The organism is Dolomitihabitans soli (genome assembly GCF_022213955.1).
Taxonomy (GTDB): Bacteria; Actinomycetota; Actinomycetes; order Streptosporangiales; family Streptosporangiaceae; genus Streptosporangium_A; species Streptosporangium_A soli.
Genome location: NZ_JAKNTW010000007.1, coordinates 43,681 through 68,469, shown reverse-complemented (window position 1 = coordinate 68,469; position 24,789 = coordinate 43,681). Strand labels below are relative to the sequence as shown.

General features: G+C 70.6%; 21 protein-coding genes. 14 read left to right on the top strand and 7 right to left on the bottom strand.

Features of this window, described 5'->3' with window-relative positions:
- Positions 1 to 89: 89 nt before the first annotated feature.
- Together MBA17_RS15895 and MBA17_RS15890 are read left to right on the top strand one after the other, a co-directional pair.
- On the top strand, positions 90 to 623 hold the full coding sequence (locus MBA17_RS15895; RefSeq protein ID WP_238497238.1) for a ferritin-like domain-containing protein: 534 nt from the start codon (positions 90 to 92) through the stop codon (positions 621 to 623).
- 79 nt (positions 624 to 702) lie between these two features.
- Positions 703 to 1,293 carry a DUF421 domain-containing protein gene (locus MBA17_RS15890; protein WP_238497237.1) on the top strand — a complete coding sequence of 197 codons (591 nt, stop codon included), beginning with the start codon at positions 703 to 705 and terminating at the stop codon, positions 1,291 to 1,293.
- A gap of 137 nt (positions 1,294 to 1,430) precedes the next feature.
- Here MBA17_RS15890 and MBA17_RS15885 read toward each other — a convergent pair whose 3' ends face one another.
- The 3 genes from MBA17_RS15885 to MBA17_RS15875 form a co-directional block, all read right to left on the bottom strand.
- Positions 1,431 to 1,850: an SRPBCC family protein gene (locus MBA17_RS15885; RefSeq protein ID WP_238497236.1), complete on the bottom strand. Its 420-nt coding sequence runs from the start codon at positions 1,848 to 1,850 to the stop codon at positions 1,431 to 1,433.
- A gap of 3 nt (positions 1,851 to 1,853) precedes the next feature.
- The gene (locus MBA17_RS15880) at positions 1,854 to 3,098 is read right to left on the bottom strand and encodes a M24 family metallopeptidase (RefSeq protein ID WP_238497235.1); all 1,245 of its coding nucleotides are present in this window, start codon (positions 3,096 to 3,098) and stop codon (positions 1,854 to 1,856) included.
- Positions 3,099 to 3,177: 79 nt separating this feature from the next.
- A complete protein-coding gene (locus MBA17_RS15875; RefSeq protein WP_238497234.1) occupies positions 3,178 to 5,910 on the bottom strand; it encodes an AAA family ATPase in 2,733 nt (910 codons plus the stop codon).
- 335 nt (positions 5,911 to 6,245) lie between these two features.
- Here MBA17_RS15875 and MBA17_RS15870 point away from each other — a divergent pair, with 335 nt between their 5' ends.
- The gene (locus MBA17_RS15870; protein WP_238497233.1) at positions 6,246 to 6,581 is read left to right on the top strand and encodes a PepSY domain-containing protein; all 336 of its coding nucleotides are present in this window, start codon (positions 6,246 to 6,248) and stop codon (positions 6,579 to 6,581) included.
- A 206-nt stretch (positions 6,582 to 6,787) separates the two neighbouring features.
- Here the strand turns inward: MBA17_RS15870 and MBA17_RS15865 are convergent, their stop codons facing one another.
- The 3 genes from MBA17_RS15865 to MBA17_RS15855 all read right to left on the bottom strand — a co-directional run bounded on the left by MBA17_RS15865 (position 6,788) and on the right by MBA17_RS15855 (position 9,276).
- Positions 6,788 to 7,015, bottom strand: coding sequence for a hypothetical protein (locus MBA17_RS15865; RefSeq protein ID WP_238497232.1), 228 nt, complete (start codon positions 7,013 to 7,015; stop codon positions 6,788 to 6,790).
- A gap of 281 nt (positions 7,016 to 7,296) precedes the next feature.
- Positions 7,297 to 7,785: a methylated-DNA--[protein]-cysteine S-methyltransferase gene (locus MBA17_RS15860; protein ID WP_238497231.1), complete on the bottom strand. Its 489-nt coding sequence runs from the start codon at positions 7,783 to 7,785 to the stop codon at positions 7,297 to 7,299.
- A gap of 18 nt (positions 7,786 to 7,803) precedes the next feature.
- A complete protein-coding gene (locus MBA17_RS15855) occupies positions 7,804 to 9,276 on the bottom strand; it encodes an AlkA N-terminal domain-containing protein (RefSeq protein WP_238497230.1) in 1,473 nt (490 codons plus the stop codon).
- A gap of 195 nt (positions 9,277 to 9,471) precedes the next feature.
- On the opposite strand from MBA17_RS15855, the gene MBA17_RS15850 reads away from it, so the two are divergent.
- Together MBA17_RS15850 and MBA17_RS15845 are read left to right on the top strand one after the other, a co-directional pair.
- Positions 9,472 to 9,945, top strand: coding sequence for a hemerythrin domain-containing protein (locus MBA17_RS15850; RefSeq protein ID WP_238497229.1), 474 nt, complete (start codon positions 9,472 to 9,474; stop codon positions 9,943 to 9,945).
- A gap of 268 nt (positions 9,946 to 10,213) precedes the next feature.
- Positions 10,214 to 11,422, top strand: a complete 1,209-nt coding sequence (locus tag MBA17_RS15845) for an MFS transporter (RefSeq protein ID WP_238497228.1) — start codon at positions 10,214 to 10,216, stop codon at positions 11,420 to 11,422.
- A 117-nt stretch (positions 11,423 to 11,539) separates the two neighbouring features.
- Here MBA17_RS15845 and rox read toward each other — a convergent pair whose 3' ends face one another.
- Positions 11,540 to 12,967: a rifampin monooxygenase gene (rox, locus tag MBA17_RS15840; protein ID WP_238497227.1), complete on the bottom strand. Its 1,428-nt coding sequence runs from the start codon at positions 12,965 to 12,967 to the stop codon at positions 11,540 to 11,542.
- Between the two features lie 643 nt (positions 12,968 to 13,610).
- On the opposite strand from rox, the gene MBA17_RS15835 reads away from it, so the two are divergent.
- The 9 genes from MBA17_RS15835 (at position 13,611) to MBA17_RS15795 (ending at position 24,789) form a co-directional block, all read left to right on the top strand.
- Positions 13,611 to 14,273, top strand: coding sequence for a TetR/AcrR family transcriptional regulator (locus tag MBA17_RS15835; protein ID WP_238497226.1), 663 nt, complete (start codon positions 13,611 to 13,613; stop codon positions 14,271 to 14,273).
- Positions 14,270 to 15,127, top strand: coding sequence for an amidohydrolase family protein (locus MBA17_RS15830; protein ID WP_238497225.1), 858 nt, complete (start codon positions 14,270 to 14,272; stop codon positions 15,125 to 15,127). The genes MBA17_RS15835 and MBA17_RS15830 overlap by 4 nt, the downstream gene beginning before the upstream one ends.
- 11 nt (positions 15,128 to 15,138) lie before the next feature.
- Complete coding sequence (locus tag MBA17_RS15825; RefSeq protein WP_238497224.1) at positions 15,139 to 16,713, top strand: AMP-binding protein; 1,575 nt, start codon at positions 15,139 to 15,141, stop codon at positions 16,711 to 16,713.
- 5 nt (positions 16,714 to 16,718) lie between these two features.
- Positions 16,719 to 18,626 (top strand): CocE/NonD family hydrolase, encoded by a 1,908-nt coding sequence (locus MBA17_RS15820; protein ID WP_238497223.1) that lies wholly within the window; start codon positions 16,719 to 16,721, stop codon positions 18,624 to 18,626.
- A 153-nt stretch (positions 18,627 to 18,779) separates the two neighbouring features.
- Positions 18,780 to 19,364, top strand: a complete 585-nt coding sequence (locus MBA17_RS15815) for a sugar O-acetyltransferase (protein ID WP_238497570.1) — start codon at positions 18,780 to 18,782, stop codon at positions 19,362 to 19,364.
- On the top strand, positions 19,361 to 19,918 hold the full coding sequence (locus tag MBA17_RS15810) for a TetR/AcrR family transcriptional regulator (RefSeq protein WP_238497222.1): 558 nt from the start codon (positions 19,361 to 19,363) through the stop codon (positions 19,916 to 19,918). Before MBA17_RS15815 ends, MBA17_RS15810 begins: the two co-directional genes overlap by 4 nt.
- 38 nt (positions 19,919 to 19,956) lie before the next feature.
- The gene (locus tag MBA17_RS15805; RefSeq protein WP_238497221.1) at positions 19,957 to 20,286 is read left to right on the top strand and encodes a VOC family protein; all 330 of its coding nucleotides are present in this window, start codon (positions 19,957 to 19,959) and stop codon (positions 20,284 to 20,286) included.
- Between the two features lie 21 nt (positions 20,287 to 20,307).
- On the top strand, positions 20,308 to 20,883 hold the full coding sequence (locus MBA17_RS15800) for a PadR family transcriptional regulator (RefSeq protein ID WP_238497220.1): 576 nt from the start codon (positions 20,308 to 20,310) through the stop codon (positions 20,881 to 20,883).
- A gap of 207 nt (positions 20,884 to 21,090) precedes the next feature.
- Entirely contained in the window at positions 21,091 to 24,789 is a 3,699-nt protein-coding gene (locus MBA17_RS15795) for a S8 family peptidase (protein WP_238497219.1), read from the top strand.

Here is a 24,789-nt window from a genome sequence, read left to right as displayed (position 1 = left end):
GACACGCGGGGTGCCGTAAACGCGGGGCGCGGCGACCGCGGCTCCCTATTCTCGAACGACAGGGGGATGACTTCATCGGGGGAAGCGTGATGAGTGATGACTTCGTGCTGGATGTGACCCGGATCCGGGCGCAGGCACGCGAGAAGATGTCCGACGGCTCGGTCACCGGCACCTACGGGAAGGACCGGGCGCGGGTCATCGAGATCCTGAACGACGTGATCGCGACCGAGGTGGTCTGCTGGCTGCGCTACACGCGGCATGCGATCTCCGCGATCGGCGTGGACCGCGCGCAGGTGGCCGCCGAGTTCACCGAGCACGCCAAGGAGGAGATGGAGCACGCGCTCCGCGCCGCGGAGCGCGTCTCCCAGCTCGGCGGAACTCCCGACTTCGACCCCGCCGGGCTCGCGGAACGCGCCCACACCGACTACACCACGCCCGCCGAGCACGACCTGCAGCAGATGCTGAAGGACAACCTGGAGGCCGAACGCATCGTCATCGGCACCTACCAGGAGATCGTGCGATGGCTCGGCGAGGGCGACCCCACCACCCGCCGGCTGATGGAGTCGATCCTGGCGCAGGAGGAGGAACACGCCGACGACCTGCTCGACCTGCTCGGCGGCTGACCCGAGGCCCCGACACGCGCGTTGTTCCACCCGCGCGCCCCGTTCGCGCGGGAGGGCCCGGCCGGGATAATCCGGGGACATGTGGCAGGACCTGTGGGAACTGGGCATCCCGGCACCCGAGAAGATCATTCGCACGGTGCTCGTCTACGCCGCGATCGCCGTGCTGCTGCGCCTGGCGGGCAAGCGGGAGCTCGCCCAGCTCAACACGCTGGACCTGGTGGTGGTCCTGCTGCTGTCCAACGTGGTGCAGAACGCCGTTATCGGCCCCGACAACTCGCTGGTCGGCGGGTTGCTCGGCGCCGTCGTACTGGTCGGGGTCAACGCCGTCACCGTGCGGTTCTCCGTGGTGGCCACCGAGCGGCACCCGCGGCTGGCACGCTGGCTGGAGGGCACCCCGACCATGTTGATCCGCGACGGCCAGATCGACGCCGCGGCGCTGTCGCGGGTGGGCCTGCGCCGCGGCGACGTCCTGGCGGCGCTGCGCCGCCAGGGCGCGGAGCACATCAGCGACGTCGAGGCCATGGTCCTGGCCCCCGGCGGCACCCTCCTGGTACGGCTGAAGCCGGAGGAGGAGGCCGCCGACCGGGCCGACATCGACAGCCTCCGGCACCAGCTGGCCCGCATCCAGGCCACGCTCGACGACCTGCAGGCCAGGGCCCTCCACCGCTGACGGCGCCCGGTTCACCGCCGCGGTCGGCGGCGTGGGCATCCTCGGTCCCGTCGTCAGGATCGGCGTCGGCCACCGGCGGACCGATCGGCCGGCCACGTACCCATGGCGACCGGTTCGGCCGGCGAGTAGCGCGGACGCTAGCGCAGTCGTCCGCTCAGACGCTCGAACATCACTTGGACCTGCTTGGTGAGCTGCGCCTTGACCAGGTGCTCCGCCATTCTCGGCACTCCGTCGAGCTCCAGGTGGAACTCCACCGCGCATCCCTGCCCGGCGGGCCGTACACCATAGGACTGCGTGACGCCGGGCCGGGTGCCCGGCGCGGTCCGCAGAGTGATGCGTTCGCCGGGCAGGTACTCGGTCACGGTGAGGCTGACCTCCGTACGGCGGCCCATCACCTGACGCACCTGGGCGACGGCCGCACCCTCGCGCAGCGGTCCGGTCAGGTGGGCTTCCAGGACGTCGGACTGCCAGGCGGGGAAGCCGTCCAGGTCGGCCAGCACGGCGAAGACCTGCTGAGCGTCGTGCGGGTAGGCGACCTCGTGGTCAACAGTGATCATGAGTCAGTTGCTCCTCAGCAGGTGCGCGGTGAAGGGATTGAGTTCGATCGGGTCGTCCTGGCCGATGACGACGGTGCCGCCGAGGTTGGCCAGGCGGCCGCCGATGACGGCGTTGGGCTCGAAGGCGAACGTCATGCCAGGAGCCAGCGGCAGTTCGCCGCCCATGGTGGGGACCTCGAACAGCCGGCCGTACCCTTCCGCCTCCGGCAGCCGGCGCAGGCCCTCACCGAAGCCGCAGACCGGCCCCATGGGGTTGAGGGTGTGCACGAGCGGGTGGACGTTCCAGGCGTCGGCCGCCAGCAGCGGTGCTCGCATCGCCTCCACGAGGTCACCGAAGGTGTTGCCCGGCCTGGCGGCGGCCAGACCGGCCGCGTAGCTCGCGCGGGCGACCTCGGCGCCCCGTTCGATGTCGGGGTGCGGGTCGCCGACGGCGATGGCCACCTGGTGCTGGGTCTCCTTCATGCCGAACCGGCAGAACACCTCGGCCATGACCACGTCGCCGTCCTCGATCACGCGCGGCGCCTGCGGCCGGTAGGACCAGGCGGGCGGGCCCCAGGAAACGAAACCCGGTCCGGAGGACAGCAGCATGCCGGGCGCGGCCAGCCCGCGCCGGAAGGCCGCCGCCATGCCGGCCGCGTACACCTCGGCCTCGCTGACGCCGGGCCGGGCCGTTTCCAGCATGGCCTGGGCCATCGCATCGCCCGTGGCCGCCGAGTGCCGGATGACCGCCAGCTCTTCCTCGGACTGGCAGATGGTGGCGAACAGGTAGCTGAGCCCGACCGGGCGGAAGCTCACCTCGGGCAGTTCGGCCAGCACCTGGCTCCACAGCCCATGCGGCATGATCGGGTTGATGTGGAAGGGCGGGTAGGGGTCCAGGCCGAGCACGCCGACCGCCGCCGACTCCAGCCGGTGCTCGCGCAGGACCTCCACCACTCCGGTGGCGTGTTTGGCGACCCGGATGTCACGCGGGGCGATCCATCGCCGCTCGCCGCGCCTGCCCGCCTGGATGTGGTCGGCGATGGGCAGGGTCGACCAGGTCAGTTCGATCGGGTCGGCGTCACGGCAGAAGATGACGATCGCGCCCGGCCGGTCATTGGTGAAGTACACGTCGGGGGCGAACGGTGCGAGATCGGCGCACTCGTGCTCGCCGTAGACGATGAGCGCCTGCACGCCCTCGGCGTCCATGATCTCTCGCGCCAGCGCCCAGCGGCGGTCCCGCTCGGCCAGGGAGTAGGTGGGAATGTCCATGCCGGCGACGCTACGGACGGACGACCCGCCCGCTCCTCCGTCATCCGACGGTAGCCGCGGGCACGGTGACGCGGCCCGCTTAGGTCAACGCCAGCCTGGCCAGCTCGGCTCTGGCGGAGATGCCCAGCTTGGGGAAGGCCTTGTACAGGTGGTAGGCGACGGTGCGCGGGCTCAGGAACAGCTGGGCGCCGATCTCGCGGTTGGAGGCCCCGGCCGCGGCCAGCCGTACGACCTGTAGCTCCTGCGGGGTGAGCATGGCCAGCGGGTCTCCGGCGCGGGCTCGCGCGGGGCGGGGGAGGCCGGTGGCGCGGAGTTCGGCCGCGGCGCGGCCCGACCAGGGGGTGGCGCCCAGCCGGTCGAAGGTCTCCATCGCGGTCTCCAGGTGGGTGCGCGCCTCGGCGCGCCGCTGCTGCCTGCGCAGCCACTCGCCGTACAGCAGCCGGGTACGCGCCTGCTCGAAGGGCTGGTCGCCCTCCTGGTGCAGGGCCAGCGCCGCTTCGTAGCGGGCCGCCGCCTCATCGCCGGGAGTCATCAGCGCATGGCACCGGTGCAGGACGGCCAGCGCCCACGGCTGCCCGACGGCTTGGGCCCAGGCGGCGAAACGGGCCAGAGCAGGCTCGGCGCGCCGCGGGGTGCCGGCGCGCACCGCCGCCTCGATGTAGTCCGGGCATACGTAGGACCAGATGAAGGCATGCCGCGCCGGGCCGAGAAGAGCCCGATCCACCCGGTCGAGCATCGGCTCGTACCGGCCGAGCCCCAGGTCGAGGGCGGCCAGCGCGCATTCCGCCCAGCAGACGCCCGGCATCCACGCCCGATCTCCGGCCAGCTCGGCGGCCTCGGCGGCCAGCGCCCGGCACTCCTCCTGCGCGCCGGCGACCGCCGACAGCCAGGCCCGCACGCCGGCGAGGTAACTGCGCCAGGAGGGCTGCCCGACGTCGGCTGCCAAGCGCAACCCTTCGGCCGCACCGGCTCGGGCGGCCCGGTGCCGGCCGCTGATCAGCTCGGCGACCGAGAGCAGCATGAGGGCCTGGGGCATACGCCCGATCCGGCCCTCCGCGCGGCACTCCGCCACCAGACGCTCGGCGTCGGCGCGCATCGCGTGCTGGTCGCCGCGTGCGAAGCCGAAGTAGACGGCGAGCACTCGCAACTCGAAGGGAAGCGACATCTGGGATCCCATCCCGGCCGGGATCGCGGTGGCCCCGGCCACGTCGCCTTCGAGCAGGCCGCGGATGGCGCGGTTGATCGTGTGAACCGCGCCGAGCGGACCCGCGATCCGCGGCGTCAGCTCCTCGGTACGGCGGGCCAGCTCGATCTGGTCGGGGTGACTGTCGCTGGCCCAGGCGTACATGCCGGCCAGCCCCATCAGCGTCAGGGTCGTGGCCGGATCGCTTTCACCGAGCGCCGACACGCCTTCGTGCAGCAGCCGAACGGCTTCCAGGGGCGTCCCCGCCTCGAAGGCCAGTGCCGCCCGGGTGCGGGCCAGCTCGGCCGCGACGGCCGGCTCCGACGGCTGCCCGGCCCGCCGGGCCAGGTCGCCGGCGCGGTCCCACAAGCCGGCGTCGAGCGAGGCGGTCGCGGCCGCCGCCCACCGCCGTGCTCTGGCCGCCGGCTGCTCCGACAGCTCCGCCGCCCGCGCGTAGGCCGCCGACACCGCCATCTGGCCGCCGCGCAGACGGGCGCGCACGGCGTTGCCGTCCAGTTCCAGGGCCACCCGTTCGTCCGGGCTGGTGGTCACCGCCGCCAGATGCCAGGCTCGCCGGTCGTCGTCCACGGCCCCGGCCAGGACGCGGTGTGCCGCCATCCGCTGGGCGACGTCGCTGGTCTGGCGCGCCGCCGTACGGGTCAGGGGGTGGCGGAAGACCACGCCGGTGTCGGTGAGGTGGATGAGCCCGGCCCGTTCGGCGGGGGCGAAGTCAGCCAGGGACGCGCCCATCGGGGCGAGCGCGCGGGTCAGGGTCTCCAGCTCGCTGCGGTCATCCAGCGCCGCGACCAGCAGGCAGGCCCGGGTGGCCGCGGGCAGTACGGCGATCTGGTCACGGAAACCGGCCAGTACCCGGTTCGAGACCGGTTCGGCGCCGCCGGCGGAGAAGGCGAACGGGGTCAGCGCCCCCATCCGCTGCTCGGCGCTGAGGGTGCGGGGCAGTTCGCGCAGAGCCAGCGGGTTGCCTCTGGCCTCGGCGACGAGCTGATCCCTTACCGCCAGTGCCAGCCCACCGGACCGTTCGGCCAGCAACTCTCCCGCCGCCACCGCGTCCAGCCCGGCCAGCCGCAGCTCCGCCAGCCCGGACGTATGAGGGAACCCGCCGTCCTCTCGGGCCGCGAAGATCAGCGCGATCGGCTCGGCGTGCAGGCGGCGAACCGCGAACAGCAACGCGTCGGCCGACTCCCGGTCCAGCCACTGGGCGTCGTCCACCAGGCAGAGCAGCGGACCGGCCGCCGACAACTCCATGAGCAGGCTCAAGGTGGCGAGGCCGATGAGGAACCGGTCGGCGGGGGGCGCCGCCCCCAGGCCCAGCGCGGCCGACATCGCGTCGGCCTGTTGCCCCGGCAGGGCCTCAAGATGGCTCAAGACCGGCAGCAACAGCAGGTGGAGGGCGGCGAAGGGCAGCCCCGCCTCCGATTCGACGCCGGTGACGCGCAGCACGCGGGCCTGCGTGGCGGCCCCCGCGTACTCCAACAGCGCCGACTTGCCGATCCCGGCCTCGCCGCGCACGACCAACGTGCCCGGCCGGCTCTGCATCAAGTCGGCGAGCAGCTGATCGATCGTCGCCTGCTGAGCCTGGCGGCCGTACAACATGAATTCGTGCGCCAATCATCGGTGGCCACCGCCTCTCGGGGCCGGAATCACCCTATGGCAGCACTGTCCGAGGTCACCGGGCTAGTGCGTCCGTGTTGCCACGCCTGCCGAAGGGTGCGAACTTCTACCACTCTTCGAGGTCCATTGCGGGGAATCTTCGTTGTCCGGCCGCCTTGCGGGTTCGGGCGAAGATCGCAAGTGCTGCGGGGTGCCATCCCTGAGGGCCTCTGGAGTACCGCGAGGGACGGCTCGTCTTTTAACGGTGCGTTAGGACTCTCGCAGCGTGCTGCTATCGCCGCGGCGGGCAACCTTGGGGTCATCACCGACAACAAGTGTGCTGGAGGATATTCATGCGCAAGCCACTGATCATCACCACGGCCGCCCTGGTCGCCGCGCTCGCCGCCTTCGGGGGCGTCGCCCTCGCCGACGAGACTCCCTCCCCGGTCTCCGCTCCGAAGGTCTCTCTCGACCAGGCGGTGAAGACGGCGCTCGGGACCGTTGCCGGCGGCTGGGTGGAGTCCGCCGACTTCGACCGCGACGGCGACCGGCAGGTCTGGGAGATCGACGTGATCACCGCCGATGGCGCGGAGCGGGAACTGGCCGTCGATGCCGCCACCGGCAAGGTCCTGTCCGCGAACGACACCGACGGTGACGACGACAGCGACGACGACGACCAGGACGACTGAGGGTCGCCCCGGCCGCTCGCGACACGCCGAGCGGCCCGGGCTCCCGAGAAGACGCGGCTCCCGTATGAGATGGGTGTGAGCTGATCGGCAACCGTGCGTGTCACGGAATCCTTCGCCGGTCCACACCCGCGACGAAGGGAGAGCGACGATCCCGCACATCCTGGCCGCACCGGAGTTCTCACCGACCAGGCAGGATCAGGGCGTGGTCAGTGACCCGAGTGCATGGCGTGCTGCTGGGGTTTGTCCGCCACCCACTCCCTGGCCTTCTCGGCTCGATCTCGAAGGCCGGCCAGCAGGGCGGCCAGTCCCTCGTGGTCCATGTAGGCGGTCTCCTCGATGGCGGAGGTGTGGGCCGCCAGTTGGCCGGCCAGAGCGCTGATCTCGCTCAGGGCCTCGACGATGTCACGACTTTCCTCGGAATTCAGGTCGCACATGGCGATAACGTATGCCGGGCCGGGCATGCCGTACAGGAGCGGGAGGGGCCGAACCTCCTTGCCTGACCGCGCCTGAGGTCTGACAGTGCCGTCAGATGCCTGAGGTCTGACAGTGCCGTTAGTCCCGTCACATGGGTCGGCGGAGGCGCAACGAAGCCGCATTCCGCCGTGGGTCGTCCTCGGCGGTCCGTCTCGCACACCTGACCCGCGCGGCTGCCGGGCAGACCACGATGAACGCGTGCCTTGCACGCTGTACCCCGCTCATCCCCGGCACCTCCGGTTCACAAAAGCGTGGAGCCCTGCTCGAAGGCGAGCAGGTAGTGCTTCGTCGCCAGGCCGCCGCCGTAGCCGGTGAGATTGCCGGTGGAGCCGACGACGCGATGGCAGGGGACGATGATGCCGATCGGGTTCTTGCCGTTGGCCAGGCCCACCGCCCTGGCCGCGGTGGGCTTCCCGATCCGATCGGCGAGCTGGCCGTAGGTGACGGTCTCGCCGTACGGGATCTCCAGCAGGGCCGTCCAGACCGTGTGCTGGAAGGGCGTGCCGGCGAAGACCATGGGCAGGTCGAAGACGGCCCGCCGCCCCTCGAAGTAGTCGCGGAGCTGGCTCGCGACCTCGGTGAAAGGTGCGGCGTCGGGTTCGCCGAAGATCTCCTGGGGTGGCCGGTGTCGCTGCCGGTGCATGTAGAGACCGGTGAGGGTGCCGTTGTCCGCCACCAGGGTGAGCGGGCCGACGGGGCTGTCGACCACGGTGTGCGTCCGGTGTTCCATCGGGTTCCTTCGCGGGGCTCAGGCGGCGGGGAGCCGGTTGACGGGGTGGTCGCTGGTGGCCCAGAGGTACTGGACGGCGTAGGCGCGCCAGGGCCGCCAGGCGGCGGCGCGATGGGTGAGCGCCGCCGGGGTGTCCGGCAGGCCGATGTCACGGGCGGCGAGGCGGATGCCGAGATCGGTGGGGACGAAGGCGTCGGGGTCACCGAGCGCGCGCATGGCGATGGTCTCGACGGTCCACGGTCCGACTCCCGGCAACGCGGAGAGCTGCGCGCGGGCCTGCCGCCAGTCCCCTCCGACGCTGAGGTCGATCTCGCCGCCCGCCAGCGCGTCGATCATCGTGATCAGCGTGGTACGGCGGGCCTGGGGGAGGGCGAGCGCCGCCGGGTCCAGCGAGGCCAGCGCCGCGGGGCCGGGGAAGAGATGGGTGAGGCCCCCCGCGGAGTCCTTGATCGGTTCGCCGTGCGCGGTCACCAGCCGGGCGGCGTGTGTGCGGGCCGCCGACGTGGACACCTGCTGCCCGAGCACCGCGCGCACCGCGAACTCCGCCGCGTCGACGGTCCGGGGCACCCGGCGGCCGGGCTCCTTGTCCACCAGGGGGGCGAGCACCGGGTCGCCGCGGAGGAGGTCGTCGACGGCGACGGGATCGGCGTCGAGGTCGAGCAGCCGACGGCACCGGCTGATCGCGGTGGACAGGTCACGCAGGTCGGTGAGGGCCAGCCGACAGCCGACGTGGCCGGCCAGCGGTCGCAGGGTGGCGATGCCGTGACCGTGCGGGAGGCGCAGCGTGCGGCGGTACGCGCCATCGCGCCACTCCTCGATTCCGGGTACGGCCGTCGCCGCGAGGTGCCCGAACAGGTTGCCGGGGGAGAGCGGGGCGCGGAAGGGGAGCCGGAGCGACAACACGCCCGGGGTCGCCGCCGGCCGGCCACGGGCGACGCGATCCCGCAGCTGGGTCGGCGTCAGGGCGAAGACCTCCAGCACGGTGTCGTTGAAGGTCCGGATGCTGCCGAATCCGGCGGCGAACGCGACGTCGCCCATCGGCAGGGTGCTCGTCTCGATCAGCAGCCGGGCGGTCTGCGCCCGCTGCGCCCGGGCCAGCGCGAGCGGGCCCGCCCCGAGTTCGGCGAGCAGTTGCCGTTCGATCTGGCGGGTGCTGTAGCCGAGCTGCGCGGCGAGACCGGGCACCCCGTCACGGTCGACGACGCCATCGGCGATCATGCGCATCGCCCGCGCCACGATGTCGGCCCGCTGGTTCCACTCCGGGGATCCGGGGCTGGTGTCGGGCCGGCAGCGCTTGCAGGCGCGGAACCCGGCCAGCTGCGCCGACGCGGCGCTGGGGTGGAAGCGCATGTTCTCGTCCTTGGGCGGCACCACGGGGCAGCTCGGCCGGCAGTAGATCCCGGTCGTGATCACCGCTGTGAAGAACCACCCGTCGAACCGGGCGTCCCTGGACCGCACGGCTCGTAGACACCGCTCCACGTCATCATGCATGTCCCCAGCATCGCCGGTGGCCATCATGGCGGGCTAGCGGGAATCCGACATGGTCCCCGAGGGCGCGCCGCCGGCCGTTCGACGGACCGCCGTTTGACGGACCACCGGAAGGATGATGCAATCCCGTCTCAGCGTCGCAGTGCACCCGGCAAGGAGACAGTCGTGGGCATGGAGGCGCCGAATCATGGGACGACCATGGAAACATCCACCGAGCCGGACGACCGCCTCACGGCGTTCGGCAACCAGTTGATCGAAGTTCACATCTGGCTCCGTGAAGAGCTGGAACGGGTCCGCGCGGACGTCGACTCCTACGCCGAGGGCCGTGGCGAGCGGCCACGGGAATTGCGGGCGCACTGCCTGGCCTTCTGCTCGGCGCTGACCCGGCACCACACGGGTGAGGACGACGGGGCGTTCCCCGTCCTGGCGGAGCAGTTCCCCGAGTTGCGGCCCGTGCTGGAGGAGCTGACGCACGACCACCACGTGGTGACCGGGATCCTGCGCAGGGTTACGGAGCTGGTCGAGGGTCTCGAGGCTGATCCGGCCGAGGCGAGGCGGGTGGCGGGGGAACTGGACGGCCTGACCGCGCTGCTGGAGTCGCACTTCGTCTACGAGGAGAAGAAGCTGGTCACGGCGCTCAACTCAATGAGCGCCACGGATCCGGCTGACTGAGGCACACGGGGAGACACCGGGCTTTTCGAAGTTCCGGCCCGGCGTCATGGCCTGGCCCCTTCTGCGCCGCCCCCGGGCACCGCGGAAGGGGCCGGGTCGTGCCCACGGACGAATCCAGGGGACGACCGGAAGCGCCGCCGATCGGAGGCGAACGCGAGACCCGCCAGGCAGGCCCCCCGCCGAGCTGCGGGATGGCGGGATCACCGGCGAGCGATGGCTATCATCTGGGGACTCCTCTCCCCGGTTGGTGATCTTGCTTCGTACATCCGTGGCCGCCGGTACGACGGCCGACTCGGGGCGGCGCGTGATCGCGGTCCTGGTGTGCGTGCAACTGGCCGCCTCGCTCGGCTACTACGCGGTGATGGCTCACTTGGTGGCGCATCTGCGGGACGACGTGGGCCTCCTCGCCGGAACGATCTCGCTGGCGCTCGGCCTGCGCATCGCGGTGCAGTACGCGCTGTTCCTGCCGTTCGGTCCACTGATCGACCAGATCGGGCCGCGGCGGGCCGGGATGCTGGCCTGCGCGCTGAGAGCGATCGCCTTCGGCCTGCTCGGAGTCGTCGACGGCCCGGGGACGCTCCTCGCCACGGCCATGCTGCTCGCCATCGGCGGGGCGTTGTTCCACCCCTCCGCGCAGTCGATGCTCGCCGGGCTGCCGTCACAAAGCCGATCTCGTGGCTTCGGGGCCTACGTGGTGACCGGCCAGATCGCCGCGGTGGCGGGTCCGCCGGTCGGTCTGGCGCTGCTGGGAGGAGGTTTCGCGTTCCTGGCCGCCGCCTCCGCGGCGGTGTGGGCGGTCGCGGCCCTGCTGTTCGGCCTGTTGCGCCAGGTCGCCGGGCCCACCGGACGAGCCGGGCTCGGCATGCTCCTGAGTGGCGTCGCAGACGTGGCCCGCGACCGGCCGTTCCTGCGCTTCGCCGCCGTCACCGCCCCCAGCACCCTGCTTATCAGCCAGGTCGTGACAGTGGTCCCGCTGAGCGTCGCCGACGCCGGCCAGGCCACGTTGTTCTTCTGCGCGGTGGCCGTCGCCGCCGCCGGAGTCCAGCCGTTCGTCGCCAGGGACGGGCGGGGAGGACATTCCTGGGTGCTACGCGTCGGGTTGCTCTGCGCGGGCTTCAGCTATCTGCTCCTGGCGGCGTTCCCGTTCGCGGCCGACTGGCGGATGGCCGCCCTGATGACGGCGGCCGTTCTGAACGGGCTCGGCACCGGGCTGCTGCAGCCGGCGTCCTTCCAGATGGTGGTCCGCTGCGCGCCGGAGGGCCGGGTCGGCTCCTACAACGGCCTGGTCCACTTCATGTCCGGGATGGTGGCGTTCGCGGGCGGCCTGGTGGTCGGGCAGCTCTTCGACCAGGGGGCCGTGACCGCCGCCCTGGTCGGCCTCGCCGCGGTCGGCACGGTGTCCGCCGCCGCCCACCGGCATCCGCGCGGCCCCCAGCAGGAGCAGACCGTTGTTCAACTGACCGCGTCGCGTGGGTGAGGCGACCGGGGCGATGTACGGGCGGGAGGTCTGTGACCGGACACCGCCGGGTCCGGGACCGGGCCGGTGCGGTACCGCACCGGCCGTGTCCTACCCCTTCCAGCCACACCTGCGAACTCAGCCGGCGGCGGTGCCGAACCACCGAGGCAGTCGGTCGAGCAGATCCTGCTGATCGTCACCGACCCACGCCACGTGGCCGTCCGGCCGCAGCAGCACGGCGGGCACGTCCAGTTCCTCGCTGACGTCGACGACGTGGTCGACCCGATCCGCCCACCCCGTAACCGAAAGCCGGCCGGTCTGGTCGAGCAGCAGCCCCCGGCCGCCGTGTGTCAGCTCATACAAGCGACCCCGCTTCAGCCCCACGTCCCGCATCCGCCGGCCGAGCAGGTCATGCCCCTCGCCGAAGTCGTAGCGGACCCCGAGCGCGACGATCTTCTCGATCAGGTACCGGTTCACCTCCTCGAAATCCATCAGCTCCGCCAGCAGCCGGCGCACCGCCTGCGGCCCCGGCTCGGTGGACACCAGCACCATCTGTGCGCGGGTGTTGTCCAGCACGTCGGCGGCCACCGGGTGCCGTTCGGTGTGGTAGCTGTCCAGCAGCCCCTCCGGCGCCCAGCCGTTCACCTCGGCGGCCAGTTTCCAGCCGAGGTTGAACGCGTCCTGGATCCCGAGGTTGAGTCCCTGCCCGCCCATCGGCGGGTGGATGTGCGCCGCGTCGCCGGCCAGCAGTACCCGGTCGACCCGGTAGCGCTCGGCCAGCCGCGTGGCGTCGCCGAACCGGGACAGCCAACGCGGCGAGTGCACACCGAAGTCGGTACCCGCGGTCACCCGCAGCCGCTGTTTGAACTCCTCCAGGGTCGGCGGGACCAGGCGGTCCTCAGCCACCCCCGCGGCGGGCACGACGACGCGGTACGCCCCGTTTTCGAGCGGCCCGGCGCCGAACCTCAGCTGGGTCTTGCGGACCTCCGCGACGATGGCGGCGAGCGCCGCCGGATCCTCGGTCAGCTCCATCTCGCCGAGCAGCGTGTCGACTCTGGAGGGCTCGCCGGGGAAGCCGACGCCGAGCAGCTTGCGCACGGTGCTGCGGCCGCCGTCGCAGCCGACGAGGTAGCGCGAGCGCAGCTGCGTGCCGTCTGCCAGCTCGGCGGTCACCCCGTGCTCGTCCTGGCCCAGCCCGACCAGTTCGCAGCCGCCCCGGATCTCGGCGCCGAGCTCGGCGGCGTGCTCGGCCAGCAGGCGCTCGGTGATGGTCTGCGGGATGCCGAGGACGTAGCCGTGCGCGGTGTCCAGCCTGTTGGGGGAGGGCTTGGTGATGCCGGCGAAGAAACCGCCGACCGGATACCGCCGGCCGTGGGCGAGGAACCGCTCCAGCAGGCCGCGCTGGTCCATCACCTCGATGCTGCGCACGTGCAGGCCGAGCGCGCGGACGTACCTGGTCGGCTCCGCCTCCTTCTCCAGCACGAGCGCGTGCACGCCGTGCAGCCGCAACTCACTGGCCAGCATCAAGCCGGTCGGTCCGCCCCCGGCAATGATCACGTCGAACATGAACCACCCATTCACTGAGGTTGTGCTTCGGCCGGCTGGTCCGCGCGGTGCGGAGGCGCACACCCGTGAGCACGCGTATGTCGCGAATCCCTGATTTCCGCAGGTTCTGGCTCCGGCGGTAGATTCTGCGGCACGACCCGGGTCTTGCCGCAAGACCCCCAGTGCGCTATAGGTTGAAAGTGGAAGGGGTCGGCCCCCTTCTTGCCTTTGCGTCCGGCGCGGACGGACAAGCTCCTCTCGAAGCGGTGACGCGCCACGCACGGCGATGCCGGCGGTCCAGAAGGACCCCCATGAGCATGTGGCGTCACCCTCTTCCAGCTTGGCCGGCTTGAGCGGCCGCTCGGCTCCATGACGTGCTGGAACGACTGCTCGCCGCCGGACGGCGCCCGGCCGTAGCCCAGGCATCCCCGGCTTCAGTCGGGTGCGGGCGGTCCAGGCCGGCGTGGCGACGGATCTCATTGACCAGGACGAGTGTCGGTTTTGCCGCGTACCAGGGTGGTGGCGCGCCTATCAATCGATTGAGTGACCAGGTCCCGGTGGATTGATCTGTCGACGTACCTGGCGTCATCAGCGATGCCCTCGGCTTGACCAACGTCGCCGCCAATAGTTCAATGTCTGTCAATCGATCGATTGGGAGCGATTTATGAGACTTGAGGAGATCCAGCAGGCGGCGGTTGGCCTGTTCGCGCAGAAGGGGTACGCCGCGACCGGCATTCGGGAACTCGGACGTGCCGCGGGCATCAACTCCGCGACCTTGTACCACTACGCCGGGGGCAAGGAGGAGATCCTCTCCGGCGTCATGCGGACCTGCCTTGAGCAGTTGCTGCGCTCCGCGATCGACGCGACCAGCTCGTCCGCCGACCCAGGAATCCAGCTGGCGCGCCTGGTGCGGGGACATGTGGGGCTGTGTGCGCTCAACCCGCTCACGGCAAAGGTGACCGATCAGGAGATACGCGCCTTGGGGTCGCGGGATCAGGAAGCGCTCATCGGCATGCGTGACGACTATGAGTCGGTTTTCGCCAAGGTCATCGAGCGCGGCGCTCGTACCGGTGTCTTTCAGCTCACCGATCTGCGCATCGCCCGGCTGGCGCTTCTGGAGATGTGTAACGGAGTCGCCAACTGGTATCGGCCTGACGGGCGGCTGGACGTCACCGAAGTTCAGGATCGGTTCGTCGAGTTCGCCTGCCGTCTCGTCGGGATATCGGTCGTGAGCCGGGAGGAGTCGGGGGATCTGCCTCCGATCCGGTTGGCCTGTGAGCCTGTCCCCGTTCACCTGCGCGGGCAGAACATGGGGGCCGCGGGATGAGCGTCATCGATGCCCGGGTACGGCTCCCGCAGGAGCTACGCCCCAGCCCCACCTATGCCGCTCCCAGGCGGCAGGTCGAGCAGTACGACAAGGTGCTGCAGTTGACCGACAAGATCAACGCCGGCCGTTTGGCCGACCTGCTCAAGGTCATGGATACCGAGGGCATCAACCGAGCCGTCATGCACGCCGAGTCTGAGGGTGGCGAATCAGCTGACCTGCTCAACGAGGCGCTGTGCCAGGTTCTGGCCGAACATCCCGGCCGGTTCACGGGAATCGGATGTGTCGACATCGCCGATGCCCGGCCGACTCAGATCGCCCGGCAGGCAACCTCGATCGCCGGCCTCGGGTTGCGCGGGGTCACACTCCAGCCGGCGTTCTTCGGACTCGACATCGACGACCGCCGCCTTTACCCGATGTACTCCCGGGCGGAGGAGCTCGGCCTGGTCGTCGCGGTGCACACGGGCATCACCTACAGCCGCATGCACCCTCTGCGTCACGAGCGACCGGAGCTGCTGGATCAGGTGGCCTGCGACTTTCCCGACCTGACGCTGATCGCCTGCCACGCCGGCTGGCCCTGGGTGACGGAGTACTGCGCGGTGGCACGCCGTCACCCGACGGTCTACCTGGAGTTCGGCGCCCTGGCGCCGAAGTACGTCGCCAAAGCCGGGACCGGATGGGACACGCTGTTCGGCATGATGCCCAACGTGCTGAGGGATCAGGTCCTCTACGGCAGCGACTGGCCCATGATCTCGCCAGTTCGTGCCATCGCCGAATGGCGCGCATCGGGACTGCCGGATGCGGCGCTGCAAGCACTCTTCCATGACAACGCCTCCCGCCTCTTCGGGCTCGCATGACGGTCGCAGCGATGCGAGGATCCGGCATCACCGCGATGCTCGCCCACGCGGCGGCCCGTACCCCTGACGCCGTCTTCCTCCGCACCCATGAAGGCGACCTCACCTACCGCCAGGTCGAACAGCGGTCAGCCGGCCTCGCCGCCGCCTTCGCCGCGGCCGGGATAGGCCCAGGCAGAGGTGTCGCCTTGCTGATGCACAACAGCCTCGAGCAGGTTCTCGTCTGGTTCGCCCTAGCGCGCCTCGGTGCCCTCCATACTCCGCTCAACACCGCCCTGCTCGGGAATCATCTGATCCGCGCGCTACGGGTGGCCGAGGCTTCGGTTCTGGTCGCCGACGCCGAGTTCCTTCCCGTCGTCATGCCCGTGCTCGATCAGCTTCCTGAGCTGCGCCGGGTCGTCGTCAACGGCCTCGCAGGCGAACAGCGGTTCGACGATCTGGCCGACTATCAATGCCGCACTGACCCGTACCCGCCTGCCGAGATCGACGATCTCGCCGCGGCCACCCTGCTGTTCACTTCGGGCACGACCGGCGCCTCCAAGGCGTGCGTGTTGTCCCACCGGTACCTGGCCAGGCAGGGACAGTTGCACGCCACCCACATGGGCCTGCGCACCGACGACGTCCTCTACTGCCCCTTCCCGCTCTTCCACATCGACGCCGCCACCCTGACCGTCGTGGCTGCCCTGGCCTGTGGGGGCACCGCCGCGCTCGGCCGCCGCTTCAGCGGCTCACGGTTCTGGGACGACGTCAATGCCCTGGATGCTTCCGTCTTCAATTTCATGGGTGCGACGCTGACGATCCTGTGGAAACAGCCGCCCAGCGAAAAGGACCGCGCCCACCGTGTCAGGCTGGCATGGGGAGTGCCCGTGCCCGAGTGGCGACAAGGCTGGGAAGAGCGTTTCGGCATCCCGCTCAGGCAGGTCTATGGCCTGACCGATGGCGGTGTGCCCGTCTACGACCCCCTCGAAGGCCCTCAGAAGCCGGGTACGTGCGGCAAGGTGATCCCCGAGTTCGACGTTCGGATCGTGAACGACTCCGGACACCCGCTGCCCAGCGGACACCCTGGCGAGATCGTCGTGCGCGGCCGAGAGCCGGGGCTGTTGATGAACGGCTACCACGCCATGCCCGAGGCTACCGCGCAGGTTCTGAAGAACGGCTGGCTGCACACCGGCGACCTCGGCACACTCGACGATGAGGGATACCTGACCTTCGAGGGCCGGCTCAGCGACTCCATCCGCCGGCGAGGTGAGAACATCTCCGCCTACGAAGTGGAACAACTACTGATCAGGCACCCGGAGGTACTGGAAGCGGCCGCTGTCGGCGTGCCCAGCGAGCTCACCGAGGAGGACCTCAAGGTCGTCGTCGTCGCCAGGCCCGGCGCCAGGGTGACCGCCGAAGAGCTGCATGAATTCTGCCTCGCCACCGCACCGGCCTTCATGGTGCCCCGCTACATCGATCTGGTGCCGGCACTGCCGAAGACCCCGACGCAGAAGATCGAGAAGTTTCGCCTGAAGCAGGACGGAATCACCCCGGCGACATGGGACAGCCAGGCACAGCAGACCCCTCGCTCGTATCAGCAGAGTGGTTGAGCCTCATGTCGCGAATCGTCCGTCACGTGCCGTTGACCATGCGTGATGGTGTGCGCCTCGACAGCAACATCTATCTCCCAGATGAGGACTCCTCCGACGTCTGGCCGGTCATCGTGGCATCCAACCCGTACTCCAAAGACGCGTGGTTCGGGCCACGAACCACGCCACAGCTGGAAGGGTTCACCGCCGCCGGGTACGCCGTCGCCGTGGTCGACTTTCGCGGGACCGGGTCCTCGGAGGGCGTCAAGTCCGATGCGTTCGAAAGGATCGAGCAGGACGACATCTACGACATCATCGAGCAACTCGCTGATCAGTCGTGGTGCACCGGACAGGTGGCCGTGTGGGGCCTGTCATACGGTGGCATCACGGCCCTACGCGCAGCGACCAGCGGGGCTCCGTCACTGCGAGCAGTGGCGGCGATCGAGGGATCGACAGACCCCTACTCCGGCGAAGTGGCGCGCAGAGGCGCCCTCGGACTGGCCATGATCATTGGTGAGTGGTCAACGATGATGCTCGCCCTGACCGCCCTGCCCCCCACGGCTCCATGGCTCGATCCTTCGGCGTTCACCGCACGTCTCCAGGCGGTGAGACCCTGGCACGACGTGTGGGCCAGACATCCACACCGCGACCATTACTGGCAGGGGCGAGAGGCCGACCCGGCCACCATCGATGTGCCCACCCTCATCGTCACCGGCTGGCGAGACACCAATTTCTCCGGCGCGTGGCGCGACTTCGCGGCCATCAACGCACCTCGCCGCATCATCTGCGGGCCATGGCTGCATGGCATGCCGGAAGGGCAGGAGCAGGCGCCGGTCGACTCCGTGGCCTTGACCATCGACTGGTTCGACGAACATGTGCGCAACATCCGACCCCAAGGCCCTCCCGCGCCGACCGTGTCCACCTACATCATGGGCGCTGAGCGGTGGGAGTTCGCCGAACACTTCCCTGCCGCGCCCTCCGTCGATCGTGCCCTCCACCTCTCCGACAGCGGACTGACCGCCGGACCATCAGTGCCGCCGGGCCGTGTTCCGGTGGCCTTCGACGCAACGGCCGGAGTCGCCGCAGGTCTAGGTATGGCAGCAGCTCCGCGGGATCAGACACGCGATGTGGCCCGATCCGCCGCGTTCACCTCCGACGTACTCGACTCACCCCTCGACATCGCCGGAGCACCCCGCATCAGCCTCTCCTTGGTCGTCGCCCACCTCGATGTGGACATCGTCGCGAAGCTCAACGACATCGCGCCAAACGGCCACACGACGCTGATCACACGCGGCTTCCAGCGCCTGTCCAACCCGCCGCCCTACACCGGGATGCCCGAATCACCAGACGTGGCCGATACGAGCCATCACATCGAGCTGGACTTCGACCCCACCCGCTATCAGCTGAAGTCCGGACATCGCCTTCAGCTGACGCTCAGCGCGGCAGACTTCCCCGAGTACTGGCCTCAGCTCTCCGCCGCCGGCTATGAAGTGCTCCTCGGCTCCGCGCACAGCAGCATCCTCCATCTGCCGACGGTGCCCGCTCCCCACGAGATGGCAGTCTCCTTCGAACTACCTGTGGCTGCCCGCGCCATGGAAGACCGCCGGATGGCCGATCAGCAGATGACCGTGACCATCGAGGAGAACACGGACAACACCGAAGTCGTCGTCCGTGGCGGCCGGCGGTCAAAGGGCCGCACCGTAGAAGACGAACCCATCGAACTCCTCCACACATACGAGATTTCCACGCACGCTCACCATCCCTCGGCAACACGGCTCGCCACGCAGACCGACATCACCGTAGGCACGACCGGTGAAGTGAGGACCGTCCGCGTGGTCTGCTCCCTCAGCTCGTACGGTTCGAACTCCGCACTGCGGGTCATCGGCAACGGCATTGACGAGGATCGGAGATGGCATACCCCATGGCAAGCCTGATCGGCGTGGTCGGACCTGCAGCCGGTCACGGTTTGGCCGGCTGCCGGTAGCGGACATTTCGGTTGCCCTCGAAGTCGGCAGGTCGGACTCGGGGTTGCCGCGTCCCTCCCGATACGTACATGAGTACATTTGATGTGTACGCTTGTACGTATGATGTCTGACTTCGATGGCCGCTCGATGCGTGAGCGGATGCTCGCCGGTGACCTGTACATCGCCGATGACCCGGACCTGGCCGAGCACAACCTTCGGGCCATGGATCTGATGGACGCGTTCAACGCGACGTCGGCCCGTGATCCGCAGGAGCGGCGCCGCCTGCTCACCGAGCTGCTCGGTGCGGTCGGTGAGGGCACGGAGATCCGGCCGCCGCTGCGGGTCGACTACGGCAGCCACATTCGCATCGGCGCCCGTTCGTTCGCCAACTTCGGTCTCGTCGCTCTGGACGTCGCGCCGATCACCATCGGCGACGACGTGCAGATCGGGTCCTACGTACAGCTCATGACGCCGACACACCCGGTCGATCCGGAGCCCCGCCGGGCGAAATGGGAGGCCGCGAAGCCGATCACCATCGGCGACAACGTGTGGCTGGGCAGCGGGGCGATCGTCCTGCCCGGCGTCACGATCGGGGAGAACACCGTCGTCGGCGCCGGAGCGGTGGTCACCCGAGATCTCCCGGCGAACGTCGTCGCGGTGGGCAATCCCGCCCGCGTGATCCGCACGATCGACCCGGGTACGGCATGAGCGGCTCCACCCCGCGCCGCCCGCGCCGACACGACCCCGGTCGACGGGACCGGCTGATCGACGCCGCCCTCACCGTCATCCGCGAGCGCGGCGTCGCCGGGACGACGCACCGGGAGATAGCCCGCACCGCGGACGTGCCGCTGGGCTCGATGACCTACCACTTCGCGTCCCTGGACGAGGTGCTCGCCGAGGCGTTCACCCGGCACGCCGCCCTGGTGGCCCGCGTCTTCGACGAGCGTCTGAGTGCCGCCCGGGACCGTGACGCGGCGGTCGAAGCCGTCATCTCGCTGGTGTCGGACGACCTGCTCGGCTCACAGCACGACCTCGTCCTCTCCGTGGAGCTGTACGTGGCCGCAGCGCGTAATCCGGCCCTGAGGGCCGTCACACAGGCCTGGATGGCGCGCAGCCGCCAGGCGTTGGAACGCCACTTCGACGCCACCACCGCCCGGGAACTCGACGCGCTCATCGAAGGGCTCGTGCTGCACAGCGCCCTGTCGACCGACCCGATGACGCCCGGACAGATCCGCCACGCCATTTACCGGTACCTGAGCTGATCCCACCCGCGTCTGCGCCTACGTGATCGGAAAAACCGATGCCCCCGGCGCACCCACCCAGCGACGCCGTCACCACCGCCCTGGCCGGCGACCCGGGGTGGGTGATCCACGCCGCGGCGCGGATCAGGACCGGTAACCTGTTCTTCGCCGACTCCGGTCCTGACGGCGGTCGCTGCCTGGCCCCGCCCACCGGTCCGGTGCGGGTGCGGATGTGGACCACCGTGCCCGACGCCGAGGCCGTCTGCACCCGGGCGATCGCCGCCGGCGCCAATCCGGGCATGGAGGTCACCGCCCAGGACGACGGCACCAGGATGGGCTGCTTCGTCGATCCGTTCGGCACACTGTGGTGGGTCCGCACACCCGCCTGAGAATCGACCCGGAGGAACACCATGTCGGCGGTCCGCCTTCTCGTGCTCGGCGCGATCCGCCGCCATGGCCGTACCCACGGCTACCAGGTCCGCGCGGACCTGGAGTCGTGGGGCGCCCACCAGTGGTCCAGCGCGACCTCGGGCTCGGTCTACCACGCGCTCAAGGCGATGACCGGACAGGGCCTGCTGCTCGCCCATGAGACCACGCCGAGCGCGGCGGGCGGACCGCCGCGCATGGAGTACGAGCTGACCGAGGAGGGCGAGACGGCCTACTTCGCCCTCCTCCGCGGCGCGCTCACCAGCCGCGATCCCCGCCTCGACCTCCTCGCCGCCGCGGTGGGCCTCATCGACGACCTCCCCCGCGCCCAGGCGATCGACCTCCTGCGGCAGCGCACCCAGGCGATGGAGGAATGGCGGGACGGCATCGCCGCGCAACTCCCACCGGACACCGACCTGGATTCATGGGGCCCGACCGGCGAGGTCATCGGGCTGTGGCTGCACACCGCCGAGAGCCGCGCGCAGTGGACCCACCAGCTGATCCACCGCCTGGAACAGGGCACCTACCGCATGGCCGACGACGAGAGACGGCCGGATTAACACGTCCCCGGCGGGTGCGCGGTGAGCCGATCGGCACGCTGAGGCCCGGGAGCAGGCGAAGGCGCGGGTGCGGCCGGGGGTGGCGGGATCACGACTTGTCGGCCAACCGCCATCGAGAAGTGCTGGCGCGATATATCTCGGCTGCCGAAGATCTGTTCTGGCGCGGTGTGACCGATGTGCCGCCCGGGACAGGGAGGAACCTCAGGGATGCGTTTACTTTCACGCGTCGTCGCGGTGACGGCCGGTGCGGTCGTGCTGGCCTCGGGGCCGGCCGTACCGGCCGGTGCGGAACCGGGGAAACCACCGGTGACGCCGCCCGCCTCAGCCGTGTCCAAACGTACGCTGACGCTGGTCACCGGTGATGTCATCGACGTCCAGACCTACCCGGACGGCCGCCAGGCCGCCACCGCGCGGCCGGGGACCGCCGGGCGGCCGCAACCGGCGTTCAAGACCGTGACCGAGCGCGGCGACCTGTACGTGATCCCGGACACGGCCCGGCCGATGCTGGCGGCCGATCGGCTGGACCGGGAGCTGTTCAACGTCACCGACCTCATCGAGGCGGGCTACGACGACGCCCATCGCGCGTCGCTCCCGCTGATCCTCTCCTACGGCACGGACGTGAAGCAGGCCCTGGCCGACCGGCCGGTGCCCGCGGGCGCCCGCAGGACCCGGTCGCTGCCCAGTGCGGGCGCCACCGCCGTCGAACGCGCCCCGGCCCAGGCCGCGGACTTCTGGCAGGCCCTCGGCGACGCCGGGCGTGACCGTTCCGCCGCCGCGCCGTACGCCAAGGTGTGGCTCGACCGTCCGGTGAAGGCGACGCTGGAGACCAGCGTGCCGCAGATCGGCGCGCCGGCCGTGTGGCAGGCGGGATACGACGGCAAGGGGGTGAAGGTGGCGGTGCTCGACACGGGTGTCGACGCCACGCACCCCGATCTCGGCGGCCGGGTCGCCGAAAGCGTCAACTTCTCCGACACGACCGACGCCGCCGACCACAACGGTCACGGCACGCACGTGGCGGCCACCATCGCGGGCAGCGGTACGGCGGCCGGCGGCAAGCGCAAGGGCGTCGCGCCCGGCGCCTCCCTCTACGTCGGGAAGGTCCTCAACGACCAGGGCTCCGGCAGCCTGTCCTGGATCATCGCCGGGATGGAGTGGGCGGCGGGCAAGGACGCCGACGTCATCAGCATGAGCCTGGGCACCAACGGGCCCACCGACGGCACGGACCCGCTGAGCCGGTCGCTGAACACGCTGACCGCCGAGACGGGCGCGCTGTTCGTGGTCGCGGCGGGCAACGCCGGTCCCGAATCCGGCACGGTGAGCTCGCCGGGTTCCGCCGACGAGGCGCTCACCGTCGGGGCGGTCGACAAGGCTGACGCCCCGGCGGACTTCTCCTCGCGCGGTCCGCGGGCCGGCGACGACGCCCTCAAGCCGGAGATCAGCGCGCCCGGGGTCGGCATCGTCGCCGCCCGTGCCGAGGGCACCTCGCTGGGCAGCCCCGTGGACGACGACTACACCTCGCTGAACGGCACGTCGATGGCCACCCCACACGTCGCGGGTGCGGCCGCGCTGCTCGCCCAGCGGCACCCGGAGTGGACCGGCCCGCAGCTCAAGGCGGCGCTGGTGAGCGCCGCCAAGCCGGTGGAGGGCGCGATCGACGTGGTCGGCTCCGGACGCGTGGACGTGGCCAGGGCGGTCGCCCAGCCGGTGCACGCCGTCCCGGCGACGGTGAGTGTGCCCACGGTCACGCCCGAGGGCGCGAAGACCGCCTCGACCGTCGAGATCGTCAACTCCGGCACCACCCCGATCACCCTCGACCTCGCCCTCGACGTGCGCGAACCCGGCGGCGAGCCGGCGCCCGACGGCATGTTCACGCTGTCCGCGGACCACGTCGAGGTGCCCGCGAGCGGCCGGGTTCCCGTGATCGTCACCGCCGACCCCGCCAAGGGCACCCGAGGCCGGTACGCCGGGCGGCTGCGCGGCACCGCCGAGGGCGTGTCGGTATCGGTGGCGATCGCCCAGACCATCAGCCCGGTGAAGCATCGCGTCGAGATCCCGGTCGGCTACCGGGACGGCGGCGCGCCGGGCGCCGAGTCCAGCCTCGACGTCCTGGACCTGGACACCGGCGAGTTCCGCGACCTGCCGATCCCGGAGGACGGCAGGCTCGTCGCCGAGCTTCCCGCCGGGCGTTACTCGATGATGGCCACGATGCTGGAGCGCAGGCAGGCGGGCGCGCAGTCCTCCGAGATCGTCTTCGCGGGTGACCCGGACGTGACGGTCACCGGCCCCGCGACCGTGCCGATCGACGCCCGCCGCGCGAGCCGGATCCGGCTGGACACGGCCGAACGGGTCGATCACTCCCAGGTCACGATCGGGCACATCAGGAGTGGCGCGGTCCCCGAGGCCAGCCTGTCGTCGTCGTGGATGATGACCCCGGCCACCGAGCGCGCCTACGCCGCACCGATCCCGAAGGCGGAACTCGGTCATTTCGAGATGTACCACCACTGGGATCTGTACGCGCCCATCGCCAGGGCGCGGACGGTGCCGGGCGGCAAGGAGGTCCGGCTGATCCACATGGAGTACGGGCCGAGGTTCGACGGGCGGCGCGACCTGCCCGTGTACGACGCCGGCGCCCGCTCGGACTTCACCGGCGTCGACCTGCGGGGGAAACTGGCGCTGCTGACGTTCCAGCCGGACCGGGACGCGTTCGAGGCTGTGGAGTCCGCCATCGAGGCGGGCGCCCCGATCGTCGTGCTCGCCATGAACGAGGCGCCTGGCGCCCTGGCGTACTGGGGTAACGGGCTGGCCGTCCCCTCGTTCACCACGGGGCACGAGGAGGCGGCGGCGCTCCGCGAGGCGGGCCGGGTCCGGTTGGACGGCACCTCGGTGAGCCCGTACTGGTACGACGTGCTGCGGTGGCACGACAAGGTGCCGGGCGACCTGCGGTACGAGATCTCGCCGAAGACCATGACCCGCATCCGGGCGTACTACCACGGCACGTCCGACGAACAGGGGTACGGCACGCGCGCGAGCTTCCGGCCCATGGTGGGCGGCATGATGATCAAGCCGTCGCCGATCAGCGGTGCGATGGAACGTGAGGAGTGGACGACACCCGGTGACCTGACGGTGCGTGCCCGGTTCCAGCGCTCCATCGAGGGCGGCGCGGAGCTGATCACCGGCGACCGGACGTACCGGGCGGGCCAGTCGCTCACCGAGCACTGGTTCGCACCCGGCGGCCCCGGGCAACCCAGGAGGCTGTCGAGCGCGTACGCCGAGTACGGCCTGCCCGCGCAGCGCACCGGGGACACCGCGCGGTTCATGGTGCCGGAGTTCGGCGACTCCGACCCCGACCACTTCGGATTCCTGTACGGCTCCGCCGACCAGGCCGCCGTCCGGTTGTACCGGGGGGACACGCTGATCGGCGAGGGCACTCAGCTGTACAACACGACGGTCGCCCTCCCGGCCGAGCGGGCCGTGTACCGGCTGGAGCAGTCGTCGACGCGTACCGCCGAGTGGTGGGGGACGGGCACGAAGACGGCCACCACCTGGACGTTCCCGTCCGCTCACACGGCGAGGCGGGAGGTACTGCCGCTGCTCAAGATCGACTACGAGCTGGGCGTCGACCTGCGCAACGCCGTGCCCGCCCGCGGGCGCCACACGTTCGCGTTCACGGTCCGGGCTCCCACCGGCGCCGAGTCCCGCCCCGTCAAGGGCGCGACCGCGCGGATCTCCTACGACGACGGCGCGACGTGGGCCGAGGTCCGGGTCGACCGGCGGGACGATGGCACGTACCGGGCGCGGGCCGACCACCGGGGCCGCACCGGCCATGCGTCCTTGAAGGTCACGGCCTGGGACTCGGCCGGCGCCAAGGTCGAGGAGACGATCACCCGGGCGTTCGCCCTGAGGTGA

Coding starts and splice junctions, on each gene's coding strand:
- MBA17_RS15880 (WP_238497235.1), bottom strand. CDS start 3,098: ATGGACATTCCCACCTACTCCCTGGCCGAGCGGGACCGCCGCTGGGCG.
- rox (WP_238497227.1), bottom strand. CDS start 12,967: ATGTTCGACGTGATCATTGCCGGGGGCGGACCGACCGGCTTGATGCTG.
- MBA17_RS15795 (WP_238497219.1), top strand. CDS start 21,091: ATGCGTTTACTTTCACGCGTCGTCGCGGTGACGGCCGGTGCGGTCGTG.
- MBA17_RS15860 (WP_238497231.1), bottom strand. CDS start 7,785: ATGGAACACCGGACGCACACCGTGGTCGACAGCCCCGTCGGCCCGCTC.
- MBA17_RS15835 (WP_238497226.1), top strand. CDS start 13,611: ATGAGACTTGAGGAGATCCAGCAGGCGGCGGTTGGCCTGTTCGCGCAG.
- MBA17_RS15895 (WP_238497238.1), top strand. CDS start 90: ATGAGTGATGACTTCGTGCTGGATGTGACCCGGATCCGGGCGCAGGCA.
- MBA17_RS15810 (WP_238497222.1), top strand. CDS start 19,361: ATGAGCGGCTCCACCCCGCGCCGCCCGCGCCGACACGACCCCGGTCGA.
- MBA17_RS15800 (WP_238497220.1), top strand. CDS start 20,308: ATGTCGGCGGTCCGCCTTCTCGTGCTCGGCGCGATCCGCCGCCATGGC.
- MBA17_RS15820 (WP_238497223.1), top strand. CDS start 16,719: ATGTCGCGAATCGTCCGTCACGTGCCGTTGACCATGCGTGATGGTGTG.
- MBA17_RS15815 (WP_238497570.1), top strand. CDS start 18,780: ATGTCTGACTTCGATGGCCGCTCGATGCGTGAGCGGATGCTCGCCGGT.
- MBA17_RS15830 (WP_238497225.1), top strand. CDS start 14,270: ATGAGCGTCATCGATGCCCGGGTACGGCTCCCGCAGGAGCTACGCCCC.
- MBA17_RS15805 (WP_238497221.1), top strand. CDS start 19,957: ATGCCCCCGGCGCACCCACCCAGCGACGCCGTCACCACCGCCCTGGCC.
- MBA17_RS15855 (WP_238497230.1), bottom strand. CDS start 9,276: ATGCATGATGACGTGGAGCGGTGTCTACGAGCCGTGCGGTCCAGGGAC.
- MBA17_RS15865 (WP_238497232.1), bottom strand. CDS start 7,015: ATGTGCGACCTGAATTCCGAGGAAAGTCGTGACATCGTCGAGGCCCTG.
- MBA17_RS15885 (WP_238497236.1), bottom strand. CDS start 1,850: ATGATCACTGTTGACCACGAGGTCGCCTACCCGCACGACGCTCAGCAG.
- MBA17_RS15890 (WP_238497237.1), top strand. CDS start 703: ATGTGGCAGGACCTGTGGGAACTGGGCATCCCGGCACCCGAGAAGATC.
- MBA17_RS15850 (WP_238497229.1), top strand. CDS start 9,472: ATGGAAACATCCACCGAGCCGGACGACCGCCTCACGGCGTTCGGCAAC.
- MBA17_RS15825 (WP_238497224.1), top strand. CDS start 15,139: ATGCGAGGATCCGGCATCACCGCGATGCTCGCCCACGCGGCGGCCCGT.
- MBA17_RS15870 (WP_238497233.1), top strand. CDS start 6,246: ATGCGCAAGCCACTGATCATCACCACGGCCGCCCTGGTCGCCGCGCTC.